Genomic DNA, 25,103 nt, shown 5'->3' on the forward strand with positions numbered 1-25,103 from the left:
CAGCGATGTCCCCTGCGGTTCGCAGCGTGTTCAGCCGGCCGCAGCCGGGCCAGCCGCCCGGGCTTCGGGGCGAATCCACTCGCGGAAAGGCGGCGGCTCGGCCCAGGGCTCGTCGGCGACGAGGCCGATCGCGAACGGGAAGAAAAGCAGCTCGTACCGGCGACCGTCGTGCTGTTCCGTCGCGGCCAACTCGTCAAGTACCTCGACCAGCCGTCGGCGCTGCTCGTCTGACAGCTCATCAACGTAGGCGGCACTGCTCTCCTGAAGCTGCACCGCCACATGCGAGTCGACCTCGTCGTCTTCGCAGGTGTCCAACCACCACAACAGGTCGACAAAGAGACCGGTGAGGGTCTTCAACGCCGCCAGATCCGGGTCACCGGACGCAAGCTGGTTGCGCTGCTCGGCTGGCAACTGTGCAATCACCCAGTCGACGCTCTGCCGAATCGAGACCACGGCGTTCGAGTCGACCTGATCGTCCGGGTAGTCGTCCAGCCACGTGAGCAGGTCGGCCACGATGCTATGAAGCAGACGAGCGAGTGCTGCATCACCATCGGCGCTCATGGTGCGCGACCATACTTATAGAGTTGGTCGGGCGGCACGCTGGGAGACGCCAAGTGCCCGGATCTCCCGCCGAGCAGGCGCGCCCGACACCGGCACCCCGGCACCCTCCGTACGTCGTCGTCCAACTGCCGAACGCACGCTCGTGCCGAGATGAGTGTGTCCAAGCTTGGGCTGGTTCGGCAGGCCTCCGTGCCTGCCATGCCGCTCGGTGAACGCCCTCGACCTCGCTGTATGCGGTCCTTTGTCCAGGTGGGGCGTGGACGTTGTCGTCAAGGAGGCAGATCAGGCTGGTCGGTTCCGGCGGGTGGAATAGGTCTGGCGCTGGTTAGATAGATTCATGATACTAGTCTCGTGAATCTATCTAGGCTCATGGTGTTGGGTCTGCTCGGCAGTCAGGGCGCGTTGTACGGGCACCAGATTAAGCTCATCGCCCGCGACACCGAGGTGGCGCAGTGGGGTGGCATCGGTATCGGCGCCTTGTACCGGGAGCTGCGGGTGCTGGGCGACGAGGGGCTGGTTCGGGCGGTGGCCGTCGAGCAGGTCGGAAGGCGGCCGGTGCGCACGGTGTACGAGATCACCGACGCCGGCCGGCGGGAGCTGCGCGGGCTGCGCGAGAGGGCGGTCTGCGAGCTGCGGTTCGGGCCCGATCCGCTCTCTGTCGCGCTGCTCTTCGGCCGGGTCGGTGACCCGGCCGAGCTGGCCGGCTTTCTGGCTCAGCGCCGGGAGGTGCTCGCGGCCACGATCGCCGACCTGGACGCCGAACGCGACGAGCACCTTGCGCAGGGCCGGATTGCCGCGCTGGACGCGGCGCTGTTCCGCCGCCAGGCGATGCTGCTGGAGGCGGAGATGCGCTGGCTCGATGAGTTCGGCCCGGTCATCACCGCTAAGGAGGAGTAGCGGGGATGACTTTTGACAGTTGGATCGAGGCGATCGGCGTACGCACCCACAACCTGCGCGGCATCGATGTGAGGTTGCCGCACCACGCGATCGTCGCCGTCACTGGCGTCAGCGGCAGCGGGAAGAGTTCGCTGGTTCTCGACACGCTGCACGCCGAGGCGCGGCTGCGCTACGTGGAGGGGTTCGACCCATACGTGAGGAAGTTTCTCACGCCGCGCGACCGTCCCCAAGTCGACCGTATCCGTGGACTCACCGCGACGCTCGCGGTCGACCAGCGCAACGCCAACAGCAACCCGAACTCCACGCTCGGCACGCTGACCGGGCTGGAGGCGTACCTCGGCCTGGTCTTCGCCCGGCTCGGGCCGCTGGTGTCGGGCAACGACTGGACCGGGCCGTTGCACCCGGCGCAGTTCGATCCGTACAGCCGGGAGGGGATCTGCCCGGGGTGCATCGGCGCCCGCGAGATCGTCCGGGCCGATCCGGACCTCATCGTGTCTCGGCCCGAGCGTGCCCTCCTCGATGGCGGCTCGTCCTGGTTCGGCCAGGGGCGGTCGAGTGAGGAACTCGCCCTGTCCTCACTCGCCAAGCACTACGGCATCGACCTGGAGCGGCCGTGGCGGGATCAGCCGGAGGAGTTCCGCCGAGCGGTGCTGTACGGCACCGGCGGTGCGGAGATCGATGTCGTGTACACCGGCAGCAATCGAAGGAAGGGCACCGAGCTGACCTATCGGACCAGGCGGGTGCTCGACGGGGCCGTCGCGGAAATTGAGCGGGCGTACGCAGCGGCCAGCGCGGAGGCAAAGCCGATCTACCTGCCGTTCCTGGACCGGCGGGAATGTCAGACGTGCGGCGGCACCGGCCTCGGCGAGATCGCGCGGACCGTGACGCTCGACGGGAAGACCCTTCGGGACGTCACGGACGACCTCGTGCACGAGGTGCAGGAGTGGATCCAGGCGGTCGACGCCGGACTCAACGAGGCGCAGCGCACCGTCGGTCAGGTCCTGATGCCCGAGCTGCGCGACCGGCTGGACCTGCTGATCCGGCTCGGGCTGGGACACCTGGAGCTGTCCCGCGGCGCGCCGACGCTCTCCGGCGGCGAGCTGCAACGAGCCCGGCTGTCGGCGCAGATCAGCACTGCCCTGACCGGCCTGACGTACGTCTTCGACGAGCCCGGGGCAGGGTTGCACCCGGCGGAAAAGGACCACCTCTTCCAAATCCTGACCGAACTGCGCGACGCCGGCAACACGGTCCTGCTCGTGGAACACGACCCCGACCTGATCACCCGCGCCGACTGGATCATCGACATCGGCCCCGGCGGCGGCCGCAACGGCGGACAACTGATAGCCAGCGGCCCGCCCGCCGAGATCGCGCACCACCAGCAGTCGGTAACCGGCCGGTACCTGCGGGACCCGGACTACCGGCTACGCCGCACGCAACGCCCACCCGACGGCAGCGACGGATGGCTGCTGCTGCACGACGCCGTCGCGCACAACGTCTCGGCCCACGAGGTCCGGATACCGCTGCGCCGCCTCAGCTGCCTGACCGGGATCAGCGGCAGCGGCAAGAGCAGCCTCCTGCACCAGGTCATCGCCGGCTCCGTCGCTGCCGCACTGACCGGAGAGGCCCCCACCGCGGTCAGCAGCATCACCGGTCTCGACGCGCTGCGCTGGGTCACCGTGGCCGACCAACGGCCGATCGGCCGCACTCCGCGGTCCAATCCAGCGACATACACCAAGGCGTTCGACCTGATCCGCCCGCTCTTCGCCGGCACCGACGCGGCCCGCAGCCGAGGGCTCGACAGCGCCTCGGCATTCTCCTTCAACTCCCCAGGCGGCCGGTGCGAAACCTGTCAAGGACTCGGCCGGGTCAAGCTGGACATGCAGTTCCTCGGCGACACCTACCTCACCTGCCCACAGTGCGATGGCCGCCGCTACGGCTCGGACGTCCTCGCCGTCCGGTATCGCGGTCTGGCCATCGATGAGGTGCTGGCCGCCACCGTGACCGACGCCGCCACCGTGTTCGACGAACCGCAACCGCTTGCCGCACTCCTCAAGGCCATGATCGACGTCGGCCTCGGCTACCTCACGCTCGGCGAGAGCGGCACCGCCCTCTCCGGCGGCGAGGCCCAGCGGTTGAAACTGACCAAAGCGATCGTCCGTGGCCGCGGCGGACGCGACCCGGGCCTGGTCCTCCTGGACGAGCCGGTCACCGGCCTCCACCCCGCCGACACCCAGCAGCTGATCAGCGCCCTCGACCTCCTGCTGGACCGCGGGCACACAGTGGTCATCGCCGAGCACAACCCACACGCGGCCGCCAGCGCCGACTGGATCATCGACCTCGGGCCCGGCGCCGGGCCGGCCGGTGGCCGCATCATCAACGAAGGCTCACCCCAGCAAGTCGCACGCGGCACGGGCCCCACCGCACCACACCTACTACGCCTCACCACATAGTCGAAAACCGCACAAACGCCTCGGAGCGAACAACCCGCCTGATCGGTGCACGCTCATGCCGCGATCCGCTCGTCACCGAACGAGGCTCCGGTCGCACGAACCGGCCAGCGACACGCGTCACCGCCTCGTCCAGGAAGACCCGCCACCCGGCGGGGTCTACGCTGTGGCACACGGCCACCGCACGATCTTCGGTTGTCCTCACAAACCATCGATCATCAACGCGGTGGCCGTCCTCATGCCCACGCCACACCCAACGCCGAAGCCCAGTGACGTTGCTAGGTGCCGCGCCGTCGCCGCCTTCCCTTGGCTGGGATCGCAGCCAAGGGTGCACGCCGCTCTAGAAGTAGCCAAGGTTGGGACTGGCTTCTCGGGCCGACCGACAAGAGCCTCAAGGGCGTGTCTTGCTTGTCCTGGACGCGGCTTCGACCGTTTCGTAGCCGCCAAGTCGTGCGGATTCCGTGTCGGGGTCTTCCTGTCGACGCTGTTGGACACTCCGTGTCTCCGCCATAACTGACTTTCGACGGCGTTGATCGCTGCGACATCAGGGTCCGTGTTGGCGCAGTACCTCCACACGCGGCTCGGCCCGCCGGGTCGGGTGGCGGCGGGGCGGGCGGCGGTGGTGCCCGCCCCGCCGCATACGTGTGGCGTGTACCACGGCGGTGTCAGCGGGTCGCGGCTCCGCAGGTCGACGGGGGCGGGGTGCCGGCGCGGCGCTTCGCCAGCCAGTCGAGGGCGTCGGGGAGGCCGGCGTCCAGGACGCCACCATGGCTCTGGCCCGGGTAGGTGCGCAGCTCCACGGTGGAGCCGAGTGCGCACGCCTGTCGCGCCGTGTCGCGGGTGGCGTCGACCGGGACGGTGGTGTCGGCCTCGCCTTGGAGGATCAGCAGGGGGGCCTGGGTCCGCGCGCGCGGCACCCCGTTGGCGTCCAACCAGTGGCGCAGGCGCTCGGTGGCGCGGGCGCTCCGGGGAACGAACTCCGTAGGTGGCACCTTCGCGGCGACTACCTTCGCAATCGCCTCGTCGACACACTCCTTCTGCACGATCGGTAGCAGTACCCGGGCGTTGGGGCCGAGGTAGTCGGCGTAGCGGAGGTGGGGGTACTGCGTTTTCAGGCCGATGAGCATGGCCAGGTGGAAGTACTGCTCTTCGGGCAGGATCTGTCCCAGCGTGTCGACGTAGGGGCTGACGTCGTAGGCTGGCGCCTGCGCGACGGCTCCCCGGAAGTCGAGTTCCGGCGCGTAGGTCGGTGCGATCTCCGCCGTAGCCAGGGCGGCGTGACCGCCCTGCGAGTGCCCGTTCGCGAGCCATGTCCTCGACAGCGGGGAGCCGACGGCGCGGGCGGCACGGACCGCGTCGATCATGTTGCGGGCCTCCACCTCGGCGATGAGGTAGGGGTGCAGGCCCTCGGTGCCCAGGCCCTGAAAGTCGGTGGCGGCGACGGCGTACCCGGCGCGGACGAACGCCGACAGGTGGTTCGCGTAGGGGAAGCTGTCCAGGCGGGTGGGCGCGCAGGCGTCATCGACGCCGGTGGTGCCGTGGCCCCAGCTGAGTACAGGCCAGCCCCCCGCCGGCCCTCGTCCGCCCGGGACAATGACCAGCCCGGTCACCCTCACCGGCCGGCCCCCGGCCGTGGTGGACCAGTAGGTGACGTGGTACCCCTTGGCTCCGATGTCGCGCAGCGGCTTGGCGAGCTCTGCGGGGCGGTGGCTGACCAGCGCGCCCGGAGTGCGCGGGCGGGCAGCCGCCTCGGCGCCGCCGGTGACCGAGAGCAGGGCGGCGGCGGTCAGGATGAGAACGGCGAGCAGAATCACTGCGGACCGGACGTGTCTGGGCAGCGTCATGCGTTTCCTCCCGGGCGGCGGGTGTGGCGATAATACGATCGTATAGTACGGACGTATGAGGGGTGGCGCGGTGGAGACTCGGGAACGCATCCTCGACGCGGTCGTGGCCATCACCGCCGAACGCGGACTCGACCAGGTCTCGATCCGAGAGGTGGCCAGCATGGCCGGCGTCTCCATCGGCACCGTGCAGTACTACTGCCGGACCAAGGACGACATGCTCCTGCTGGCAATGAACCACGTCAACGACCGCCTCGTTCGCCGCATCGACGCCCTCGAACCCGCTCATAACGCGGTCGACCGCCTCTGCGACGTGCTGCGCCAGTGGCTTCCACTGGACGCCGAACGGGCGACCGACGCCCGGGTTTGGCTCGCCTTCGCCGCTCGCGCCGTGGTGAACCCACGCCTGGGTGAGGTCGAGGCCGCTACCACGCTCCAACTCCGCGCCGACATCGCCGGCCTGCTGGAGCGCGGCAAGGCCAGCGGCGACGTGGCGCCGACAGTGGACAGCGAACTCCAAGCCCTCACCGTGCTGGCCGTACTCGACGGACTCACCATCCAGCTGCTGCACGAGCCGCCGAGCCTCACCCGCGAACAGGCTCTTGCCGCACTGGACGCGCTGGTGAACCGCAGCTTGATCTAACCTGTGATTTAACCCCGGCTCCAAGCCGACGCCGCCGCGGGCACCCCACCAGCGTCACCGCGAGTGACTGCCCGGGTCGAAGGTGAACTCCAAGCGAGTAGACGAGACCGAGCACGCGTTGTCTGCGACGGTTGAGTGCTTCGGCGGCCACGCTCGGACGCCGTGGATTTGGAACATAGAGCCCTTTTTCACAAGCGGGCCCGGCCGATTCGATCGTCACGGCGATGACGAGACCGACTACGACGCAAGTGAGGACACTGAATCGATCTCGGTAGCCCCACCAGTCGAAAGATCAAGTGACGTTGGAGTACTAAGCGCTTCACCACCGACGAGCGTTAGTTTTAATCGTCCTCCATCAACTGTGCGGCCACTTGAAGTATGGATCAATCGGTAGGCCGAGACTCCTCAGCGGAATCCCTAAAGCATCACACAGTAAGCGCCGATTAGTCTCGTCAGGCACATGGTGCCCGCGCTCCCAGCGAGAAAGCATGGAGCAAAGCGAGTCGTGACAGGCAATTCCAACCCGTGATGCTTCGCCGCCATACGCATTTCAGCAATCAGCCGAGCCTGACTCCAACCGAGTCTCTTCCGCGCACGTCTGATCACGGCCCCAGGCGTCTGCGTGGGCGACTTCAAGCCGCGCCTCATTACCACCCGGCGCAACTGTGGTTGATCCACGACCTGCCGCCGTCGCCTCCGCTTACAGGCACGCCGGCCGGCGGCCTCCTGGGCCCGTCTTGGATCGGTGCCCTCCATTGCTATCCCCCCGGCCCTCGGCCCTCATAGTCTCGGACGACTCGCGCGTAGCGTTCCCCCAACCGCGCAGCGACGAGCTATCCCACGTCCACGGCCACGGCCCCCTTGGGAGTCCACCAGGTCAATCTCGTGGACATAAGTAGCCCAGATGCCATCCCAGGCGCCTTGCCCCGCACACAAGGTCGCGATCGAACCGGGGGAAGTCGATTCGTACTCACGTTCGAGCGCCGAGCCTAACGGCGTCCGGCCCGGCCCGCAACGCCAGCTGTGACTGCGACAGATAGTTGGCCACTACGCCGCCTAGTTGGCCAGAGGGCAAGGAAACCATTCACTGCGCAGGCGACGCGAGATGAGCCCACGGCGAGGTGATCGCTGCTTCGAGATTGGGCCATGTCGAGCACAATTCCCGGGTCGCTTCGATGACATTTGCCAGGTCCGGCCGGCCTGGGCGACGTACGGATGAGGCGCGCGGCCTGCGAACTCTCCTGTCGGTGGCTACTGGTCGGCGCCGCGGCTCCGATCTCGGTCGCCTCGGCCGTGCCGGTTCTTCATAGCCACTTGTTGCGGCGGAACCCCCGGTACAACACGATCGCGACGACCACCATGACCAGCCACACTCCCGCGTAGCCGTACCTCATCTGCAGTTCTGGCATGTGCTCGAAGTTCATCCCGTAGATCCCGGCGATGAACGTCTCGACCGCGAAGATGGCCGCCCATGCGGCGATTTTGCGCATGTCGTTGTTCTGGCTGACCGTGACCTGGGCCAGTCGCGCCTGGAGGACCGAGGCGAGGAGGTCGTCGTAGGCCGTCACCCGCTCCACCGTGCGCGCCAGGGTGCCGTTGACGTCGCCGAAGTACCGGCCGACTTCCTTCGGGAGCAACTTCCGGTCCTCGACAAGTGCGGCGAGGGGATGCTGCAACGGGGCGATCGCGCGTTTGAACTCCATCAGCTCCCGTTTGAGCTGGTAGATGTGGGCGATCCGGTCGTGGGTGTATCGGGCGAAGACCTGCTCCTCGACCGTGTCGATATCGGCCTGCATCGCGGCGGCTACCTGAACATAGGAGTCGACCAGCTGGTTGCACACCGCCTGGGCCACTGCCCATGGCCCGAGCGCCAGCAGAGCGGGCTGGGCTTCGAGGTTAGCGCGTACGGGTCCCAGTGCGCCGGATGGGCCGTGTCGGACGGTGATCACGAAGCGGGGGCCGATGAACACGGTCACCGCGCCGGTTTCCACGACCTCTGAGGTCTCGGTGAGTTCTTGGTGCTCCACGTAGCGGGTGGTGCGGAGCACGATCACTGTTGTCTTGTCGTAGCGTTCGACCGCCGGCCGGTGGTCGGCGTTCACGGCGTGCTCGGCGATGAGGTCGTCCAACCCGAATGCTCGGGCCACCGGCGCGAAGTCGCTCGCCCTCGGTTCGTGCAGTCCGAGCCATACGAACCCTCCGCTGGCCCGCGCGGCGGTCAACGCCCGCCGGTAATCGAGCTGACCCGGTAGGCGTTTGCCGCCGACGTACGCGGCGCAGTCGACGACCGGATCCAGCGGGCGGCGCGGAGACGGCAACGCGGAGGGCCGGGCCTCGCCGCCGATGACCATCTCGGCTACCAGCCGACGCACCGGCGCGGTCAACCGGTCCCGAACAGCGCCCGCACGAAGATCTGGTGTCATCCTGCCCATTCCTCAGCCCCTCTCTCACCGCGCGGCCCGCCGGCACACGGCCGAGCCGGGTCCACCGCTTTGACGCTCGGCCCGCCCCTTCGGGCGACGCCGCGGTAGTTCGGACCGTCTCCGGACGCCGCCGCTGCCACGTGATCTCCGCGACGCCAGGGCCACCGTAGCCGTTGAGGGATCCGCCACCGGCAACCGCCCGTGGCGGTTTGGAACCTGGCGAGATGGGGAACGCCGCGCCGTGACGGACACGCCAGACATGCCGGGCCGGGCGGGCGGGTCGCGCGGCGACCACGACAGGTGGGGCCGCTCCAACCCGCACCGCCCACGCCTTGGCCTCAACCGCCTCGGTCGCCGGCAGCGCATACGGGTACGGCTTGCCGTCCCTGGCGTGTTTGAGCCGTGGCATGGCAGACACGCTGGTCAACACCAAAGACCGCGACGCCGCACAGATCATGGCCGGGGTCGTGGGCCGGGCGTGCGGGGCGCGCCGTGAGGTGGGAATCTCCCAGTCGGCTGTTGCTGTTGCTGGGTGTTGTCGCTCTCGCGGTTGTCTACGTGGCCGTGCAACGGCGGTACAGCCGCTACGCGATGCGGTTCACCAACCTGCGGTTACTCGACCGGGTGGCGCCGCGCCGACCGGGGTGGCGTCGTCACGTTCCCGCCAGTCTCTTTCTGGCCATGCTGGCGCTGTTGGCGCTCGGCTTCGCCCGGCCGACCGCCGAGGTGCGGGTGCCTCGGGAAAGGGCCACCGTCATGATCGCGGTGGATGTCTCCTCGTCGATGCTCGCCACCGATGTGACGCCGGACCGGCTGAGCGCGGCGAAGACGGCCGCGCACGAGTTCGCCGACCTCCTTCCTGAGGACTTCAACGTCGGGCTGGTGGCCTTCGCCGGCAGCGCCGCCGTTCTCATCCCGCCTGGCACCGACAGGGCCGCGTTGCACGCGGGGATCCGACGTCTGGCCGAGGGCAGCACGGGCGTGCCAGGAACCGCGATCGGCGAGGCCATCAACACTTGCCTGCAAGCGGTGAGGACGCTGGATGCCGAGGCGGTGAAGGATCCGCCGCCGGCGCGGATCGTGTTGCTCTCCGACGGGGCGAACACCGCCGGGCGCGACCCCATGGAATCGTCATTAGACGCCGTGGCCGCGCAGGTGCCCGTGCACACCATCCTGTTCGGCACTGCCGGCGGAGCCATGCAGTTGGGCGGACGGGCAGTCCGGGTACCGGTCGACGGTCAGACCTTGCGAGTGGTTGCGGAGGAGACCGGCGGCGGTTTCCACGAGGCGGGAACGAAGGAAGAACTGCGCACGGTGTACGAGGACCTCGGCACGTCCATCGGCTACCGCACCGAACGGCAGGACATCTCGGCCCGCTTCATCGGGCTGGGCCTGTTGTTGGCGATGGCAGCGGCGGCCGGCTCGATGTTGTGGTTCGCCCGCCTACCATGACCGCCGCCGGGCCGGGTGCCAGCGGCTGGGGTGGCAAGGAGGGACACCGCCTGACGGAGCCAGGAAGGGACGTCCCGTCCGTCCGGGAGTTGTTGCATGCTGCGCGGCGAGCATGGTGGATGGGCGGAGGGAATTCAGCGCGGTGCGGGGCGCAGCGCGATCGCCTTGAGGAAGACCTCGCCGATCTTCGCCGGGTCCTCGGCGATGAGGACGCCGCCGCCGGTGGTGTTGGTGATCTGGTCGAGGGCGTCCCGGTTGGCCGCGTCTCCGATGCCCACGATGATGACCTGGATCGGGCGCATCTCGTCCTTGAGCTTCGTGAGCTGGCTGAGCAGCGCCTCCAACGAGAGACCGTCCCGGTCGTCGTTGCCGACGCCGTCGGTGAGGATGACCACGGAGTTGACCCGGCCGCTCTGCCAGCCGTCCTGCACCTGCCGGTAGGCGGCGAGGGTGGTGTCGTAGAGGCCGGTCCCGCCGTTGGGCTGCGGCGTAATCTGTCTGAGCGCGTCGCGCAACTGGCCGCGTTGGGTGGACAGCGGCCCGATGGGAACGAGTTGTCGGTAGTCCTTGGCACCGTCCAGTCGCCTGGAGAACACCCATAGGCCGACGGTCCAGTCGTCGTTGAACAGGGCCAGGCCGTGTTCGGCCGCTTGCCGAGTGACCTGCATGCGGGTGGCGTTGCCGGCGGTGGGTACCCGGCCGCGCATCGAGCCGGACATGTCGATGGCGGCGAGCATCCGGCCCGGCGCGGTGATCGCCGACCAGGCGGCCAGGGCCCGATCGACCGCGGCGGAGTCGGCGGGTGTGGCCGCCGTGCCGCCGGTACTCGGCGACGCCGACGCCGTGCCGCCCGAGGGGCTCGGCGCACCGGTCGGCGCGGAGAAGCCGGCACCCCACGTGCCGTCGTGAGCGCGCAGCCCCTGGCGGGCAAGATCGGTACGGAAGCGTTCGGTCTCCAGCGCCTGGTGCAACCGGTCGGCGGCGGCCACCTTGACCGGGTCGGTGCCGGGCAGCACCGCGAACGGATAGTCCAGCGGTACCGGCGCCGGATCGAGGTACAGCGCGGCAAGTGGCACGGGCGGGTGGGTCGCGTTGTAGGCGATCACGTCTTCCTCCGACAGCAGCGCCATGCTCAACCCGGAGCTGAGCGTCCCCATGTCGGCGGACCGGGGAAACTGGGCGGTCAGGTCATCGCGGAGCACGGAGCGTCCGGTCGCCAGCGCCCGCAGTACCGCTGTGCTCTCCTGCCGGGCGTTGAAACCGGCCTGGCCGAAGGCCATCAGCCCGGACAGACCCGCCGCGTCGCGGGTGGGCTCAACGATGCCCGTACGCAGCCCGACACCGGTGGTGATCTTTTCCACCAGGCTGGCCCAGCTTGGTGTGGCGTTCGGCCAGCCAAGCTCGGCCGCGACCGGCTCGGGCATGGCGACGATGACCGGGCTGCGGGCGATCGAGCCACCGTCGGTTGGGGTGAAGTCCGAGGCGGCGCCGCGCAGCCGCAGCAGCCAGGTGGAGGAGTCGGGAAGCCAGACGTCAGGGATGACGGTCGTGCGGTTGCCCTGGCCCACCCCGGCCAAGCCCACGTTATGCACCGTCGCGAGCGCGGCGGCCACGTCGGCCGGTTCGGCTGGGATGACAGAGATCGCTGCGCACACCGCCCCGGCGTCCTCGTTCTGTTCAGTCCAAACCTCGGCGGCGGATTGCACGGCCGGGGCGATTTCCGGGGCGGCAGCCAGGGTGAGTTTGACCTGACCGGTGCAGCGTGACGCTGCCAGCTGCTGGTAGCCCAGTGGCACGCCCGACATCACGGCGACAACCGCCACCGCCACGGCGATGGCACCTATCCTCGGGCGGCGTCGATGCATGCGATGACGGCCAGACACGGGCACAATACTGACACCCCAACCGTTCGCGGCCGGCCTCAGGTGTCCGAAACTCGGAAGTAACTCTCTCGAATGGCTCCGGCTTGTCGCCTCGAACAACCTGCTGGCGGCCTACCCGACGAGTCACGTCGCCAGGCTGCTTGTGGTGCCCGGAAGGTTTGAGCGGTGGTGGACGTGCTGCAGCAATCCGTGCCGGTGCGGGTGCCCCAGCGACAGCATCCCGAGGGCCGCCGGGTCGGACGCAACTGGCACGTTCCCGCAGGATGTCGCTGGTTTGATGGGATGAGAGACCTCGCCGGCCGGCTGGGAAGGGCCGGGGTTGACGGGGCGAATGGCTGCGCCGGATGGGGAGGCAGTGATGGGAGATGGGCGTTCGCGGTTGCCTGGTCCCGCGAAACGGTGGCGCCGATTCCGTGACCGCCATCCGCAGCAGTCACCGCCCGAGCTGTCGATGGACCCACGAACGGACGACGCTCCCGCGCCGGTGGAGGAAAGCGTCGTCACCACCGCTGTCTATCGGGACGGGCGACGGGCCGGCGTGCCGTCGAACGTCGCGGAGACCGGGCGATGGTTGCGGGACCAGCCAGGCACGATGGCGTGGATCGGCCTATACCGGCCGAGCGAGGCACAGTTGTTGGCGGTGGCGGAGGAGTTCGGCCTGCACGAACTGGCAGTCGAGGATGCGATCGTCGCCCACCAACGGCCGAAGCTGGAACGCTACGGCGCCACCTTGTTCGTCGTGTTGCGGGCGGCCCGCTACCTGGACGAGGCGGAGGAGGTGGACTTCGGCGAGGTGCACGTATTCGTCGGGGCGAACTTCGTGCTGACGGTCCGACACGGGCAGGCGCCTGACCTGGCCGCGGTACGCCGGCGGATGGAGGGCGACCCGGGCCTGTTGGCGCGGGGCCCGGAGGCGGTGCTCTACGCGGTCCTCGACGCCGTCGTTGACGGTTACGCGCCGGTGGTTGGGGGGTTGCAGCACGACATCGACGAGATTGAGACAGAGGTGTTCGGACGTGACCCGCGGGTGACCCGGCGGATCTACGAGCTGTCGCGGGAGGTGATCGAGTTCCAGCGGGCAACCCGACCGCTGCTGGAAATCCTGCGGGATCTTCAGGCCGGGTTCGAGAAGTACGGCATCGACGAGGAGCTGCGCCGCTACCTGACCGACGTGGCCGACCACGCGACCACAGTCGCGGAGCGCGTCCACGGTTTCCGGCAGATCCTGGCCGACATTCTCACCCTCAACGCCACGCTGGTATCGCAGGCGCAGAACGAGGAGGTCAAGAACCTGACCGAAGCGAGCTACGCGCAGAACGAAGAGATCAAAAGGGTTTCCGCCTGGGCGGCGATCCTGTTCGCTCCGACCGTGATCGGCACCGTCTACGGGATGAACTTCGAACACATCCCCGAGCTGCACTGGACCTTCGGCTACCCGTTCGCGTTGAGTCTGATGCTGCTGGCCTCCGTCTGCCTGTACGTGATCTTCAAGCACCGTACCTGGCTCTAGCTGGAGGCTCTACCTCACGCCACCACCCAACTGGCGGCCACGAGCGGCGCGCGAGGTGGGGCCCAATCTCCCACAGGTGTTGCCTGACGGATGGGGCCGTCCCGGGGTGACCCCGGGCCGGTCCCGGTCGCCCGCTGGCGTTCAGCACATGGTGGTGTGCCGGGCAGTCACCGCCGTGCTGTCATCAGAGGCGGCGACAATGACAGAAACGGGGCCCTGGCGGTAGGAGATCCGGTTCGACGGCGACGTGAACTGGCGCGCGCCGGCCGGTACCGACCCGCGCAGCCGCTCGGCGAGCGCCGCGCTGCCGGTGGGCCGACTCAGCACCGCGAGAGTGACCACCTGTCCGCCAGTGGGGCAGTCCACGCTGTGGCGGTACGCCTCGCCCGCGCTGGCGCCCAGCGTGGACAGCAGCCGATCGATCGTCTCGCCGGCCGCCCCACCGGAGGCGTCCCCAGCGCCGTCCGATCCCTGCGCGCCGCCGGTGCAGCCGGTACGCGCCCGCGCGGTAACCCATCCCGGGCCGAGATGCCGCACCGACAACTGCACCCCACCGAGGCTGGCGGTCAGCGGCGCGGCGTTTCCACTGACCGCCGTCCCACCTCGCCCGACGCGGTAGGACGAGGGGAGGCCGGCGGCGATACGGCTGATCAACGCGTCCTCGCTCCCCGGGTCGGTGTACAGGTCCGCGGTGCGGGTGAACTGCCCACCCCCACGAAAGGGCCCGAGCGAGCAGGTGGCGGCCCGGTAAACCCCGCTCATGGCAACCGCCGCCTCATCCCCTGCCGCGACCAGAGCAGCGGCGATGACCTCGTTCATCCGCGGCACATCATCGGTGACGTCCGGCTGCCGGGCGCTGTCCCAACGCCACCACACCACCCCGACGGCGGCGAACAGCACCACGACGACCATGGGCAGGGCGACGAACAACAGCACACGGGCGCGCAACGACATACCGCCATTGGTACATCACGACCCGGGCGAGCACCATCGCGAGGTCCTACAACCGGTAGCTCATCCAGAGCCGGGTGTGAGACCCAGCCAGGCGTGGCGCGCTCAGTCGCATGAAGTCGTGGCGTCGGCTTGCGCATCTAGTCATCCAGGACCACCGGTAGGTTTTCCGCTGTAGTCCATGCCCGCGCCAACTCGCGCCTGCCTGCCCGCCAGCATTGTCCTGCCAATCGCCACCGGGCTGACTGTTCTAGCGTAATTCGTGACGCCCGCCTGCCCGGTGCACGAGTCGTAGTCCGGCTCCCGCGAACCGTGTGGCGTTCAGAGCCAGCCGGCGCGTCGCAGGTAGCGGTACAGCACTACGGCGCTGGTCAGCATGACGGTGAGGATGGCGGGATACCCGTAGCGCCATTGCAACTCCGGCATAAAGGTGAAGTTCATTCCGTATATTCCGGCGATGGCGGTCTGCATGGCGGCGATTGCCGCCCACGCGGCGATCTTTCGCATGTCGTTGTTCTGGTCGACGGTCACCTGTGCCAGGCGGGCCTGCACCACAGTGTTGAGTAGGTCGTCATAGGCGAGGACCTGGTCAACCACACGGGTGTGGTGGTCGGCGACATCGCGGAAGTAGCGGCGTAGTTCTTTTGACAGGCGGACCGTACGTCCGTCCAGGATCATCGCGAGTGGTCGCTGCAGTGGCAGAGTTGCCTGCTTGAATTCCATCAGCTCCCGTTTGAGCTGATAGATGTGTTCGATGCTGGCGCCTGCGGTGCGTTCAAACACTTGGGATTCCATCGCGTCAACGTCGGCTTGCATCGCGGCGGTGATTTCCACATACACGTCTACCATGCGGTCGAACACCGCGTGGACGACGGCCCAGGGGCCGCCGGCGAGCAACTCGGGGTGCGCTTCGAGATCGGAGCGCACCGAAGCCAGTTCTCCAACACTGCCCTGCCGTACGGTGACGACGAAGTGTTCCCCAACGAAAAGTCTGACCTCCCCGGTGTGGATGATGTCGCTGCTGGCGGTGATCTCGGCGTGTTCGACGTAACCCGCAGCGCGGATGACGAGGAACGTCACGTCCTCGTATCTCTCCAGCTTCGGGCGTTGCTGTCTGCTGAGTGCGTCCTCGACCGCCAGGGGATGCAACTCGAAGGTGCGGGCGATGTCCGACAGGAGGGCGGGGGATGGCTCGTGTAGTCCGATCCACACGAAGCCGCCGGGTGTGCTTTGCGCCTCGGCGTGCAGGTCGGTGAAGGGACGCTCTCCGGCCTGCCGGATGCCGTCGACATAGAGCGCGTAGTCAATCACTCCGCGCTCATTGACCTGTCCCGGTGTCTCCGGATCCGGAATGTTGCCCGACGTCTTTTGGTCGTCACCCGTTCGCAGTTGCCGATGCCCGCGTCGCATCAACACACCTTCCCCTCGAAACTTCCCATACGCCCAGCGGGTCTGAACAGCGAGGCCAATGCAGGTCAATCCATCGGATTTCCGCTACCTGGTACTGGATCGATAGCTATCAGCGTGATGATCGCGATGATCCAGAGGGTGAGCGCCAGTACGAGCAACGCGGGAATCGCCCGGCGGAACCGGCTGCGCTCCCGGTTGGCCAGACCAGTCGCATCCTTCATGCCTCACCACCGCCGAACACGTCCGGCTCTCCTCCCGGCTGCCGATCATGCCTCCGGCCGCTAGCGTAGCCGCCCTGAACCGCAGCCGTCCGCGTCATGCCAGGGCGCCAGGCAGTGGCCGATTCCCAGTAGTGGCACACCGCCGCGGCGGAGGGCTGCGGTGGGAGCATGTGCCGAGGTCGTCAGCCACCGACATGGATGCCGGGCCGGCGGTCGGGGTCGGGTTCGTTGCGGCGGGTGATCTCCCGTACTACCGGAGCGGTGTCACCGCGACCGAGGAGAAGGTACCGGAACATGTGCACCAAGGGGCTGCCCTCGGCCCAGGCGAAGTAGCAGTGCGGACGGACGCCTGTCGTGTCCCGCAGAGCGAGCAGGATCGCGGCGATGGCATTCGGCGCGGCCGGGGAGGCCGCCCGCAGAACCCGGTGACCGTTGACCTCGACACCACGCACCACCAAAGCGTCGCTGAAGTCTGACGGATCCACCACGTCGATCTCGAGGAACAGTACGTCGGCGATTTCTGGAATCGGGTTGCTGCTGCGTTGTTCCCGCTCCTTCGCGGCATACTCGGCGGCATCACCGGCCTGGCGGCGGTTGGCGATGATGTTGAGCGCCGAATCATGGGCCAACGACTCGGTGATGAACCGACGAGCCTCGGGGTCGAACTCGATACGATCCGCGCGTAGTTCCGTGGTGCGGGTGACCCGGGAGATCAGCGACACGACGATGATTCCCGCGATGAACATGCCGGAGATGGCGATGCCGTCGGGCTTGGCGATGATGTTGTGCACGAGCGCGTACAGCAGCACCGCCGTCAGCAACCCGAAGCCCGCCACGCCGAACCGGTGTCGGCGGCGGACCGCCGACACCGTGACCGCGAACGCGCCGGACACCATCATCGCCAGAATGCCCGTCGCATACGCCCCCGCCTGGGCGTTGACGTCGGCGCCGAACGCGATCGTGATGACCACGCAGATCACGGTGTACACGATGACGACCGGGCGCACCGCCCGGCCCCACTCCGGGGCCATGCCGTAGCCGGGCAGGTAGCGCGGGACGATGTTGACCAGGCCGGCCATGGCCGAGGCCCCGGCGAACCAGAGAATCATGATGGTGCTCAGATCGTAGGCGGTGCCGAACGCCTCACCGAGCTGTTCGTGGGCGAGCCAGGCCAGCGCCCGACCGTTGGCCTCACCGCCCGGCTGGAACTCCTCAGCGGGAATGAGCACGGTCGTCACGAAGCTGCTGGCCAGCAGGTAGACACTCATGATGAAAGCAGCGCCGGTCAGCAGGCGGCGGGTGTTGCGGATCCTGGACTCCAGCCGCTGCCGCTGGTCGTCGCCGTCGGCGGCAACCAGCGGCATCATGCTCACACCGGTCTCGAACCCGGACAGGCCCAGTACCAGCAGCGGGAACGCCAGCAGGGCAGGCCCGACCAGACCACCGAACCCGCTCCCGCCGTCGGCCAGCGCGGCGGTCCACGCCGACAGGGCACCCGGCATGGTGAACACCTCGACCAGCCCCACGGCAACGATCACCGCGTTGAGCCCGAGGAAGACCGCGACCAGCGGAATCGCGACCCTGACCGCCTCGCTGAAGCCGAGGAGGAACACCCCACCCAGTACCAGCAGCAGGAACACGGTCAAGGCGACCTCATGTCCGTGCAGAATGTGCGGCAGGTAGGGGTTCTCCACGACGTGCACGGAGGCATCCGCCGCGGACAGGGTGATCGTGATGATCCACGACGTGGCGACGAAACCCAGCAACACGAGCACAAACAGCTTGCCCCACCAGAACGGCAACAGATCCTTCAGCATCGCCACCGAACCGGCACCGTGCGGACTCTCCCGGGCCACCCGCCGATACATCGGCAGCATGCCCAACAGCGTCAGCGCCACGATCAACAACGTGGCCAGCGGTGACACCGCCCCCGCCGCCAGCACAGCGATCGCCGGCACGTAGGCCAGACTGGAGAAGTAGTCCACCCCGGTCAGGCACATCACCTTCCACCAGGCGTGCGGCCGAGCATGCGCCTCACCGGTAGCGGGCCCGACCGGCTGTACCTGATGGCGCAACAACCACCGCGCCAACGGACCCACCGGTTGGGGGCGGCGCGCCGGACTGTCCACCACCGCCGGTACCGCGAGATCCTCAGAAACGTCCATTCGTCCTCTTCCCCGCCGGCCCAGGACAGCGCCGAACCGTACCCCCGCCGGCTCGATTCCATACCCGTGAGCTGGGGAACGGGACCTCCGTCACATCCCGTCCCACGACCGCCCCGCGACAAGCCGTGCAAGCGGGCGAGATATCAATCGAACGAGACAATTTGAGCAGCGGCACCATCCGAGAAGAAATCCTTCGCTCGGCCACCCCAGCAGATTAGGTTTCCCAGGAGCGGTACCACGACTAACGAGCGTCAAGAACGCGTTAAAAATTCGCTCCTGAAGACGGCGGACGGAAGTCATCTCTAGCGGGCAGCGGCAGCCGATTGCCATGAGCTACCTGTTCCCCCGACAGCACTCGGGACCAGGGCGTACGCGTCCTGCGGGCCATCCGTCCCACAGTTCCCGTAACTGGTCGTAGCTGTCAGATCACGGTCAGTGCCGATTCGTTTACGGAGAAGGCTCCTAATCTCACCGAATAGCCGCAACTTGACGGTGCGGCACTCGGAGCAAGGAGAGCGCCATGTGGAGCAGGCGCAGCACCACCCTGACCATCCTCACCACCGCCGCCCTGCTGGCGGCGGCCCCACCCGCCACGGCCGGTGCACCCGGTGACCCGATCATGGGCGACTTCAACCTGGACGGCATCCAGGACCGCGCGGTGCTCGGCGCGGTCGAACCCGACCTCTGCTCGGTGATCGTGCAGTACGGCGCCGGACCGGGGGTCTACGTGCCGCCGGTCGCGCACGTCTACACCCGTCCCGGCGGACACACCGGAATCGTCTGCCCGGACATCGGCACCGCCTTCGACGCCGACGGCGACCACGCCGACGAACTCTGGGTCGGTTGGAGCGCCGGCCCACCGCCCGGGGTGGCCTACAACCGGCTCGCCATCGACCACGACTTCGACACGATCACCACCTACACCTCGCCGATCGTCGCGCCGGCCTTTGTCGGCCGGCAGGACTTCGCCGGCACCGGCGTCCTCACCCCCTTCACCGTCGGGCCGGGCGGCTACGCGACTGCCCTGATGCAGGACACCACTCCCGTAGCCGGCCCACAGCAATGGTGCTCGGCCAACACGCCCGGCTTCCAGCACATCGACTTCGACGGCGACCGGGCGATGGACACGCTGCTGACCTACAGCGGTGCCTGCGCCGACAACAGCAGCGGAGTGGTCGTGCTGCTGGACGACGGCACGGCACGGCAACTGGAGTTGGACCCGACGGGGACCCGGCGCTGGCGCGTCGCAGTCGTCTACTCCAGCCCTGACCGGATCCCGGACGTGCGGACCACGGACATCGCCACCGGCGAGGTCGAGATCTACCACGGCACCGGCTTCGGCACCTTCGTCCGGGGGCCGGACGCGAACACCGACCGGGTCTACCTGACCCGGGTCAGGCCGATCGCGATCAACGTACTCGCCAACGACTGGGCCGCCGCCGACACCGACGTGGTCGTCACCGTCCCACCCCGATACGGCACCGTGCAGGTCCTCTCGGACCGCCGGATCCTCTACCGGCCGAACCCGCAGCACGGCCGGACCGACCGGTTCACCTACCAACTCGTCCGCGACGACCGGCGCAGCAGCGCCACCGTCTACCTCACCTTCCCGCCCGAAACCACTGCTGAATCCCCCACAACCGGAACGAGCCTCGGGATTCAACAAGCAACCACACGCATGACCGACCCTGCAAGCTATGCCGAGCATGACGGAACCCACACCCTACAGCGCATACAGAGAGATCCGAATGAACAATCCGCAACTGAGCCTCAGATGATGGGCTGGCTGCCCGGTCCACGCAGTTTTGCGGCATACGACAACTCGGAGACCAGCATTTGGCGCGAGCGTCGGTGTCCTACATGTCGGCAGCGGAGCGTCGGCCTTCGGCTCACACACCGCGCAGACGGAAGTCAGCTGTGGCAAACGCTGCCCTGTCATCACCAAATCGCGACGGAACAGGCAGCCCGCTGGTGATCAGGTCCGGCTCGACGTAGCTACCCGGAACAGACAAGGAAGCGCCGCTGCAGCAATGGGCTCGGTGGCGGATGCGAATATGAGAAAAACCGCCTCTTCTGGCGTGCGTCCGCCACCGAACCCATCGCCGATGACGATATCAGTCCAGTGTGAGGGCGGAAGCTTACGCCGACAGCTCACCCAAATGGGTGATACAGGCCGGTCCGGATCAATAGGAAACCGGCGGCTGGCGGTGCCGAGGATCTAACGCGAACACTTTTACATGAAAGCTTGGGTTCGTTATAGATGGCCGCTTCCGGCAAGGGCTCCTGTCCCGGCCTGCAGGACATCGCAGCCAGAAGGTCACCGACGCGTTGAACGCCAGGCTCTGGCGCACCAATCTCGACAGCTGCGGATGCATCGGCGGTGATTCATGGCTCGGGTGACTGTTGACGGCATGCCTTCACGGACGGAGTCCCGTCACGGGCGGCTCGGGTGCCCGCCTGACGCCCGATGCGGAGGCTTATGCCATTACGTAGGAGAGAGGACGCCTCGGAGTTCCATTCCCCATGGGTAGTTGCAACGCGGTCAACCTCGGCTGCCGTTGCCGGCGGATTCAGTTCTGCACAGAATTGAGGGCTGAGAGGAAAAACCCGACAGCTATCCTTGATCGGTGCCACGCCCGTTCTACGGCAGTCTCGATACCCGTGCTGCGCTTGAAGCAGGCCAACTGCGGCAGCTGCCACTGCTACGCCGCGGCGGCATCCTCACCTCCCGCCGCGAGGGCAAGATCGTCCTGTACCGCGCTGACCGGGCCGGCGTCCTGGACGTACTGGACGACCTACGGGCGTACCTACTCACCTGCTGCTGAACGCGCCGGCCTCGACACGTCCGAGGTGTAACAGCGCTCCCGATGGCGAACAGTGCACTCGCCAGTTCAGGGGCGGCGCCACATCCGTTGCGCGGAGAGTTGACAAGTTCAGAGAAGCCAGCCGTCCTTCTCCAGACTCGGGATGTCTCGTGAGACACGGGGTGGGTTTTGCCTAGCGCATCCAGGTGACCAGATCGGTGGGTCGCCGCCGTTTAGCAAGGTGGGCGGTGGGCACTGCTGGGTCTTCGGCAGCGTGGCCGAGCGTCATGATGCCGGTGAGTGCCGTGTCGGTGGGTGGGCTGGCGACGGTGGTGTCAGCGTACGGGTTCCAGTGCAGAGGCGGGTACGCCAATGTGCAGAGGTCCGAGACGCGAAGCGCTCCATACGCCGCGACGGCGGCGGCCCCGGCGACCTACCTCCGCCACTCACGATGAGTAATCGGTGGACGTGAGATGACACCCGGATCGCGGCATGTGAGTGCGTCGAGACCGCCATGGTCTCCGCGTGCGGAGTTCTGTGTCTCGGTAGCCGGAGTGAGGGGTGCGTGACGAAGGCGCCCGGCTGTGACTGGATGGTGCCATCGGTTCGGGTCCGATGTGTGGGCGGAGTTCGCTGGCGTGATCCCGTGTGGTTCCGCGATTGGTGCGGGCCGTTGGATGACATCAGCGTGGGTGATACTGGCGGGGGGAGGTTGGACGGTCACATGGGATCATGGTGGGGCAGGGTGGTCGTCGCGTTCTTGTTCGTCGCCGTCGGCGGTTTCGGGGTGCTGCTTTGGTTCATGTCCGCTCAGGGCGTCGAGAGGGCGGACAGGTGGGCCAGCATTTTGGCAGCGTTGCTCGCCTATGTGGTGGCGGCCGTAGGGGTCGTGGTGTGGCTGGTGAACCGTGCGGGTCGCCGGGTGGAGGTGGACGACCAGGCGGCTTTGGTCCGGCTGCGTCAGGCGGTGCGGGGAACGTGGACGCGGGAGGTCAGTTCCCGGAACCTGCACCTACCGCGGCCCATCCGGTTGCGGTGGCGTCCGACCAGCCTGCGGGGCGTGCAGGTCGCGCCGGATCGCGGGCCACGAATCCGTCAGCCTCAGGGTGTGCTGGTCACCGACGACGAGGCGCCGCCCGGGGCGGTCCTGGTTGACACCTTCGCCGATCCGGCTGTACGGCAGGTCGTGATCCTGGGCGAGCCAGGGGCCGGCAAGAGCACAGTCGTGCTCTTGTATGTCGTCGCCGCCGTCACGACCGGCGACCAACGGGACGCGGTGCCCGTTCCGCTCTCGGTCGCCGCCTGGGATCCGACCGGGCACGACACGGTGGAAGGCTGGATTGCCCAACGCATTTGCCAGGACTATCCGCAGTTGAGCGCTGCGGAGGCGGACCAACTGGTGCGCCAGCACCAGGTGATCCCGGTCCTCGACGGCCTGGACGAGATGCCGTCCGGACTGCGCGGCGCGGCCCTGGAAAAGCTCGAAGAGGCGACCGGCGCTGGGCTGCGGATGGTAGTGACCTGCCGAACCGGCGAGTTCGCGGAGGCAACGAGCGAGGTCGGCGTGCTACCCCAGGCCGCCGTCCTGGAGATCGAACCGGTCGACCCCGAGGACGCGGCCACCTATCTGACGGATCGCGAGACTCGGGACAGCACCCGTTGGGACCAGGTCACCACCGCGCTGCGGACCGATCCTGGCGGCGCGATCGCGGCGGCGCTGTCGACCCCACTGATGATCTCCCTCGCCCGACAGGTCTACCAGCGACCACAAACCAGACCGGAGGAGCTGGTCGGTCTGGACGGCCCGGACGCCGTCCAACGACAGCTACTCGCCCGGTTCCTCCCGTCGGTGTACGGGGCGGACCGCGCCGAACAGGTCGGCCGCTGGCTCGCGTTCCTCATCCGGCGTCTGCCGGCGGGACCGGCGGACCCCGACCTGTACTGGTGGCGGCTGGGAGCGGCGCTGCCGCGCTGGCTGCTGATCGCATGGATCACCGCCGCGTCCACCGCCCTCGGCCTGCTCTACGGGCTCATCTTCGGTAACGTCTTCTACGAAGACGTTCTGGTAACGCTGTTCCTGTTCGGGATCACGTCTTTCTTCCTCGGGCTGATCGGCGCCCTGCACACCGCGCGGGTCACGTCGCCCAACCAGCCGGGAACGACTCGCTGGTCCGGCCTGCGGGGCATTGTCCTGGGCGTCGGCGACATCTACCTCGCGGCGACGGCGATGTCTGGGCTTGGCGCGGTCGTCGTGCTCGCCCTGCATAGGGTCGCCGGATCGGCGGCGGACGCGGTCAGCGTGCGCGTTGTCGACACCATCTACTACCTTGCCTGGCAGGACGTCACGCTGATCGTGGCCCTGATCGGACTATCGTGCGTGCTGGTCTACCGGCTCGGGTCCGGTCGTGCGGGGCTGCCGCGTCGCAGCACGCCCCAGCTCCGGGCGCTGCCGTCGCATCTGGTGTCCGGTCTGGGAGTCGGCCTGGTCTTCGGGGTCCCAGTGGCACTCATCGGCCCAGCCGTCGTCGAGATGACCCTGGACTATGCCCTGGCCGCCGCGAGCGTCACCATCGCGTTCATCGCCGTGGTACTGGGTGTCGGGCGCTGGTTGAATTCTCCCGTCACCGACACACGGCACAGTCCCTCACCCAAATCGGTCCTGGCGGCCGACCGGACCGCCCTGCTGGTAACGGTCGGTGGTGTCGTCGCGGCAGTGACGGTGACGATGTGGGCGTTCATCAATGCCCATCCCACCTACAGCCCGATAATAGGCATCGGTGTGGGCGGCTTGACCGGGATTCTCGTCCTGTCCGGCTCGGCGTCGGCCTGGCTGCTGTACTCGCTCGCCCGGGTGTCCTTCGCCATGACGGGCCGACTGCCGTGGCGACTGATGGGCTTCCTGCGGGACGCGCACCAGGCCGGAGTACTCCGGCAGGCCGGCGCCGCCTACCAGATCCGTCACGATCTGGTCCGGTCATACGTCGCTGACCAGTGGGCACCAGCGCCGCCCGGTGATACGGCGTCACCAGAGCCGGACCCGGTGTCGGATAGTCGGTGGAAAACGGCCCGCCGGCGACTGGCCGTCCTCGTCGTGGCCACCACCGTGCTGGCGATGCTGCCCGTCACCGCCCGACTCACCGACCCGCGCTCCTTCGCGGATCTCGGCACGACAACGGCGGATCCGGCCTTCAGCCCCGACGGGCGGTTGGTAGCGACCGTCGGCGAAAGCGGAAAGATCTACTTCTGGGACGGACATACGGGCGAGGCGCGGGCCCAGACCCAGCGCCCGCTCGGCCTGCACGCCCGTGTGATCATGAAGTTCACCGCCGACGGGTCGGGTCTGACAGTTGTCACAAACCAGGACTTCTGCGCCTCTGCCCCGCTCCCCTGCCCAACCGGTACGTCGGTGCTTACCGTGGATACCCGCACCGGCGCCGAAACCATCCTCGCGAGGGTCGACTCCGTGGTCGCCCTGAGCCCGGATGGACATACGTTGGCTGTCGACAGTCATGAAGACGGGTTGCGGCTGCTGAATCCCTTCACCGGATGGTCCACCGATCTTGACGGCGACGACCCCGCTGGAAAAATGAGCGAGTCCCGGCTTCGGGGGGCCTTCAGCCCGGACGGCCAGACCTTAGCCGTGGGCGACTCGGACAGCTGGCAGCTTTGGCACGTCCCAACCCGCCAGACGATTGCGCCGCTTCGGCCGACCACAGGCATACGGACGCTGATGTTCAGCGGCGACGGGCGCCGGCTCGTCACCTGGGGGGATACCTTCGAGCATGACGAGGATTGGGGGGTGTCGCTGTGGGACATCGACACGGGAGCGAGAATCGGTCGGCTGACCTCCGATCGATTCCTCGGGGTCGCGGTCAGCCCCGACGGACTGGTGTTG

At 67.8% G+C, this 25,103-nt stretch carries 16 protein-coding genes; 8 read left to right on the forward strand and 8 right to left on the reverse strand.

Annotated features, from left to right (window positions below):
* Positions 1–30: 30 nt before the first annotated feature.
* A complete protein-coding gene (locus tag ACQEUR_RS15670; RefSeq protein ID WP_433030966.1) occupies positions 31–561 on the reverse strand; it encodes a hypothetical protein in 531 nt (176 codons plus the stop codon).
* 351 nt (positions 562–912) lie between these two features.
* Here ACQEUR_RS15670 and ACQEUR_RS15675 point away from each other — a divergent pair, with 351 nt between their 5' ends.
* Together ACQEUR_RS15675 and ACQEUR_RS15680 are read left to right on the forward strand one after the other, a co-directional pair.
* Entirely contained in the window at positions 913–1,458 is a 546-nt protein-coding gene (locus tag ACQEUR_RS15675) for a helix-turn-helix transcriptional regulator (RefSeq protein WP_433030968.1), read from the forward strand.
* 5 nt (positions 1,459–1,463) lie between these two features.
* Positions 1,464–3,908, forward strand: a complete 2,445-nt coding sequence (locus ACQEUR_RS15680) for an excinuclease ABC subunit UvrA (protein WP_433030971.1) — start codon at positions 1,464–1,466, stop codon at positions 3,906–3,908.
* 662 nt (positions 3,909–4,570) lie between these two features.
* Here ACQEUR_RS15680 and ACQEUR_RS15685 read toward each other — a convergent pair.
* Positions 4,571–5,749 (reverse strand): lipase family protein, encoded by a 1,179-nt coding sequence (locus ACQEUR_RS15685; protein WP_433030974.1) that lies wholly within the window; start codon positions 5,747–5,749, stop codon positions 4,571–4,573.
* Positions 5,750–5,804: 55 nt separating this feature from the next.
* Between ACQEUR_RS15685 and ACQEUR_RS15690 the strand changes: the two genes are divergently transcribed.
* Positions 5,805–6,389 (forward strand): TetR/AcrR family transcriptional regulator, encoded by a 585-nt coding sequence (locus tag ACQEUR_RS15690; RefSeq protein ID WP_433030976.1) that lies wholly within the window; start codon positions 5,805–5,807, stop codon positions 6,387–6,389.
* A gap of 1,304 nt (positions 6,390–7,693) precedes the next feature.
* Here ACQEUR_RS15690 and ACQEUR_RS15695 read toward each other — a convergent pair.
* Positions 7,694–8,812: a magnesium and cobalt transport protein CorA gene (locus ACQEUR_RS15695; RefSeq protein ID WP_433030979.1), complete on the reverse strand. Its 1,119-nt coding sequence runs from the start codon at positions 8,810–8,812 to the stop codon at positions 7,694–7,696.
* Positions 8,813–9,304: 492 nt separating this feature from the next.
* Between ACQEUR_RS15695 and ACQEUR_RS15700 the strand changes: the two genes are divergently transcribed.
* A complete protein-coding gene (locus tag ACQEUR_RS15700; RefSeq protein WP_433030981.1) occupies positions 9,305–10,264 on the forward strand; it encodes a VWA domain-containing protein in 960 nt (319 codons plus the stop codon).
* 134 nt (positions 10,265–10,398) lie between these two features.
* On the opposite strand, the gene ACQEUR_RS15705 is transcribed toward ACQEUR_RS15700, so the two are convergent.
* Positions 10,399–12,129, reverse strand: a complete 1,731-nt coding sequence (locus ACQEUR_RS15705) for a substrate-binding domain-containing protein (RefSeq protein WP_433030984.1) — start codon at positions 12,127–12,129, stop codon at positions 10,399–10,401.
* A 469-nt stretch (positions 12,130–12,598) separates the two neighbouring features.
* On the opposite strand from ACQEUR_RS15705, the gene ACQEUR_RS15710 reads away from it, so the two are divergent.
* The gene (locus ACQEUR_RS15710) at positions 12,599–13,657 is read left to right on the forward strand and encodes a magnesium and cobalt transport protein CorA (RefSeq protein ID WP_433030986.1); all 1,059 of its coding nucleotides are present in this window, start codon (positions 12,599–12,601) and stop codon (positions 13,655–13,657) included.
* Positions 13,658–13,798: 141 nt separating this feature from the next.
* Here ACQEUR_RS15710 and ACQEUR_RS15715 read toward each other — a convergent pair whose 3' ends face one another.
* The 4 genes from ACQEUR_RS15715 to ACQEUR_RS15730 form a co-directional block, all read right to left on the reverse strand.
* A complete protein-coding gene (locus ACQEUR_RS15715) occupies positions 13,799–14,611 on the reverse strand; it encodes a hypothetical protein (RefSeq protein ID WP_433030988.1) in 813 nt (270 codons plus the stop codon).
* Positions 14,612–14,929: 318 nt separating this feature from the next.
* On the reverse strand, positions 14,930–16,018 hold the full coding sequence (corA, locus tag ACQEUR_RS15720; protein ID WP_433030991.1) for a magnesium/cobalt transporter CorA: 1,089 nt from the start codon (positions 16,016–16,018) through the stop codon (positions 14,930–14,932).
* Positions 16,019–16,083: 65 nt separating this feature from the next.
* Positions 16,084–16,239, reverse strand: coding sequence for a hypothetical protein (locus ACQEUR_RS15725; RefSeq protein WP_433030994.1), 156 nt, complete (start codon positions 16,237–16,239; stop codon positions 16,084–16,086).
* Between the two features lie 182 nt (positions 16,240–16,421).
* Entirely contained in the window at positions 16,422–18,404 is a 1,983-nt protein-coding gene (locus tag ACQEUR_RS15730) for an amino acid transporter (RefSeq protein ID WP_433030997.1), read from the reverse strand.
* A gap of 520 nt (positions 18,405–18,924) precedes the next feature.
* Between ACQEUR_RS15730 and ACQEUR_RS15735 the strand changes: the two genes are divergently transcribed.
* From ACQEUR_RS15735 to ACQEUR_RS15745, 3 genes are all read left to right on the forward strand, one after another.
* Positions 18,925–20,379, forward strand: coding sequence for an Ig-like domain-containing protein (locus ACQEUR_RS15735; RefSeq protein ID WP_433031000.1), 1,455 nt, complete (start codon positions 18,925–18,927; stop codon positions 20,377–20,379).
* A 652-nt stretch (positions 20,380–21,031) separates the two neighbouring features.
* Entirely contained in the window at positions 21,032–21,229 is a 198-nt protein-coding gene (locus tag ACQEUR_RS15740; protein WP_433031003.1) for a hypothetical protein, read from the forward strand.
* A gap of 724 nt (positions 21,230–21,953) precedes the next feature.
* A partial coding sequence (locus ACQEUR_RS15745; RefSeq protein ID WP_433031005.1) for an NACHT domain-containing protein occupies positions 21,954–25,103 on the forward strand: 3,150 nt, incomplete at its 3' end.

The organism is Plantactinospora sp. CA-290183, from assembly GCF_050936375.1.
GTDB lineage: Bacteria > Actinomycetota > Actinomycetes > Mycobacteriales > Micromonosporaceae > Plantactinospora.

Bases quoted from the DNA above. Each gene is read 5' to 3' on its own strand.
- ACQEUR_RS15735 (WP_433031000.1), top strand. From the start codon at position 18,925: ATGTGGAGCAGGCGCAGCACCACCCTGACCATCCTCACCACCGCCGCC.
- ACQEUR_RS15680 (WP_433030971.1), top strand. From the start codon at position 1,464: ATGACTTTTGACAGTTGGATCGAGGCGATCGGCGTACGCACCCACAAC.
- ACQEUR_RS15695 (WP_433030979.1), bottom strand. From the start codon at position 8,812: ATGACACCAGATCTTCGTGCGGGCGCTGTTCGGGACCGGTTGACCGCG.
- ACQEUR_RS15710 (WP_433030986.1), top strand. From the start codon at position 12,599: ATGGACCCACGAACGGACGACGCTCCCGCGCCGGTGGAGGAAAGCGTC.
- ACQEUR_RS15690 (WP_433030976.1), top strand. From the start codon at position 5,805: ATGAGGGGTGGCGCGGTGGAGACTCGGGAACGCATCCTCGACGCGGTC.
- ACQEUR_RS15705 (WP_433030984.1), bottom strand. From the start codon at position 12,129: ATGCATCGACGCCGCCCGAGGATAGGTGCCATCGCCGTGGCGGTGGCG.
- ACQEUR_RS15730 (WP_433030997.1), bottom strand. From the start codon at position 18,404: ATGGACGTTTCTGAGGATCTCGCGGTACCGGCGGTGGTGGACAGTCCG.
- corA (WP_433030991.1), bottom strand. From the start codon at position 16,018: ATGCGACGCGGGCATCGGCAACTGCGAACGGGTGACGACCAAAAGACG.
- ACQEUR_RS15670 (WP_433030966.1), bottom strand. From the start codon at position 561: ATGAGCGCCGATGGTGATGCAGCACTCGCTCGTCTGCTTCATAGCATC.
- ACQEUR_RS15685 (WP_433030974.1), bottom strand. From the start codon at position 5,749: ATGACGCTGCCCAGACACGTCCGGTCCGCAGTGATTCTGCTCGCCGTT.
- ACQEUR_RS15715 (WP_433030988.1), bottom strand. From the start codon at position 14,611: ATGTCGTTGCGCGCCCGTGTGCTGTTGTTCGTCGCCCTGCCCATGGTC.
- ACQEUR_RS15725 (WP_433030994.1), bottom strand. From the start codon at position 16,239: ATGAAGGATGCGACTGGTCTGGCCAACCGGGAGCGCAGCCGGTTCCGC.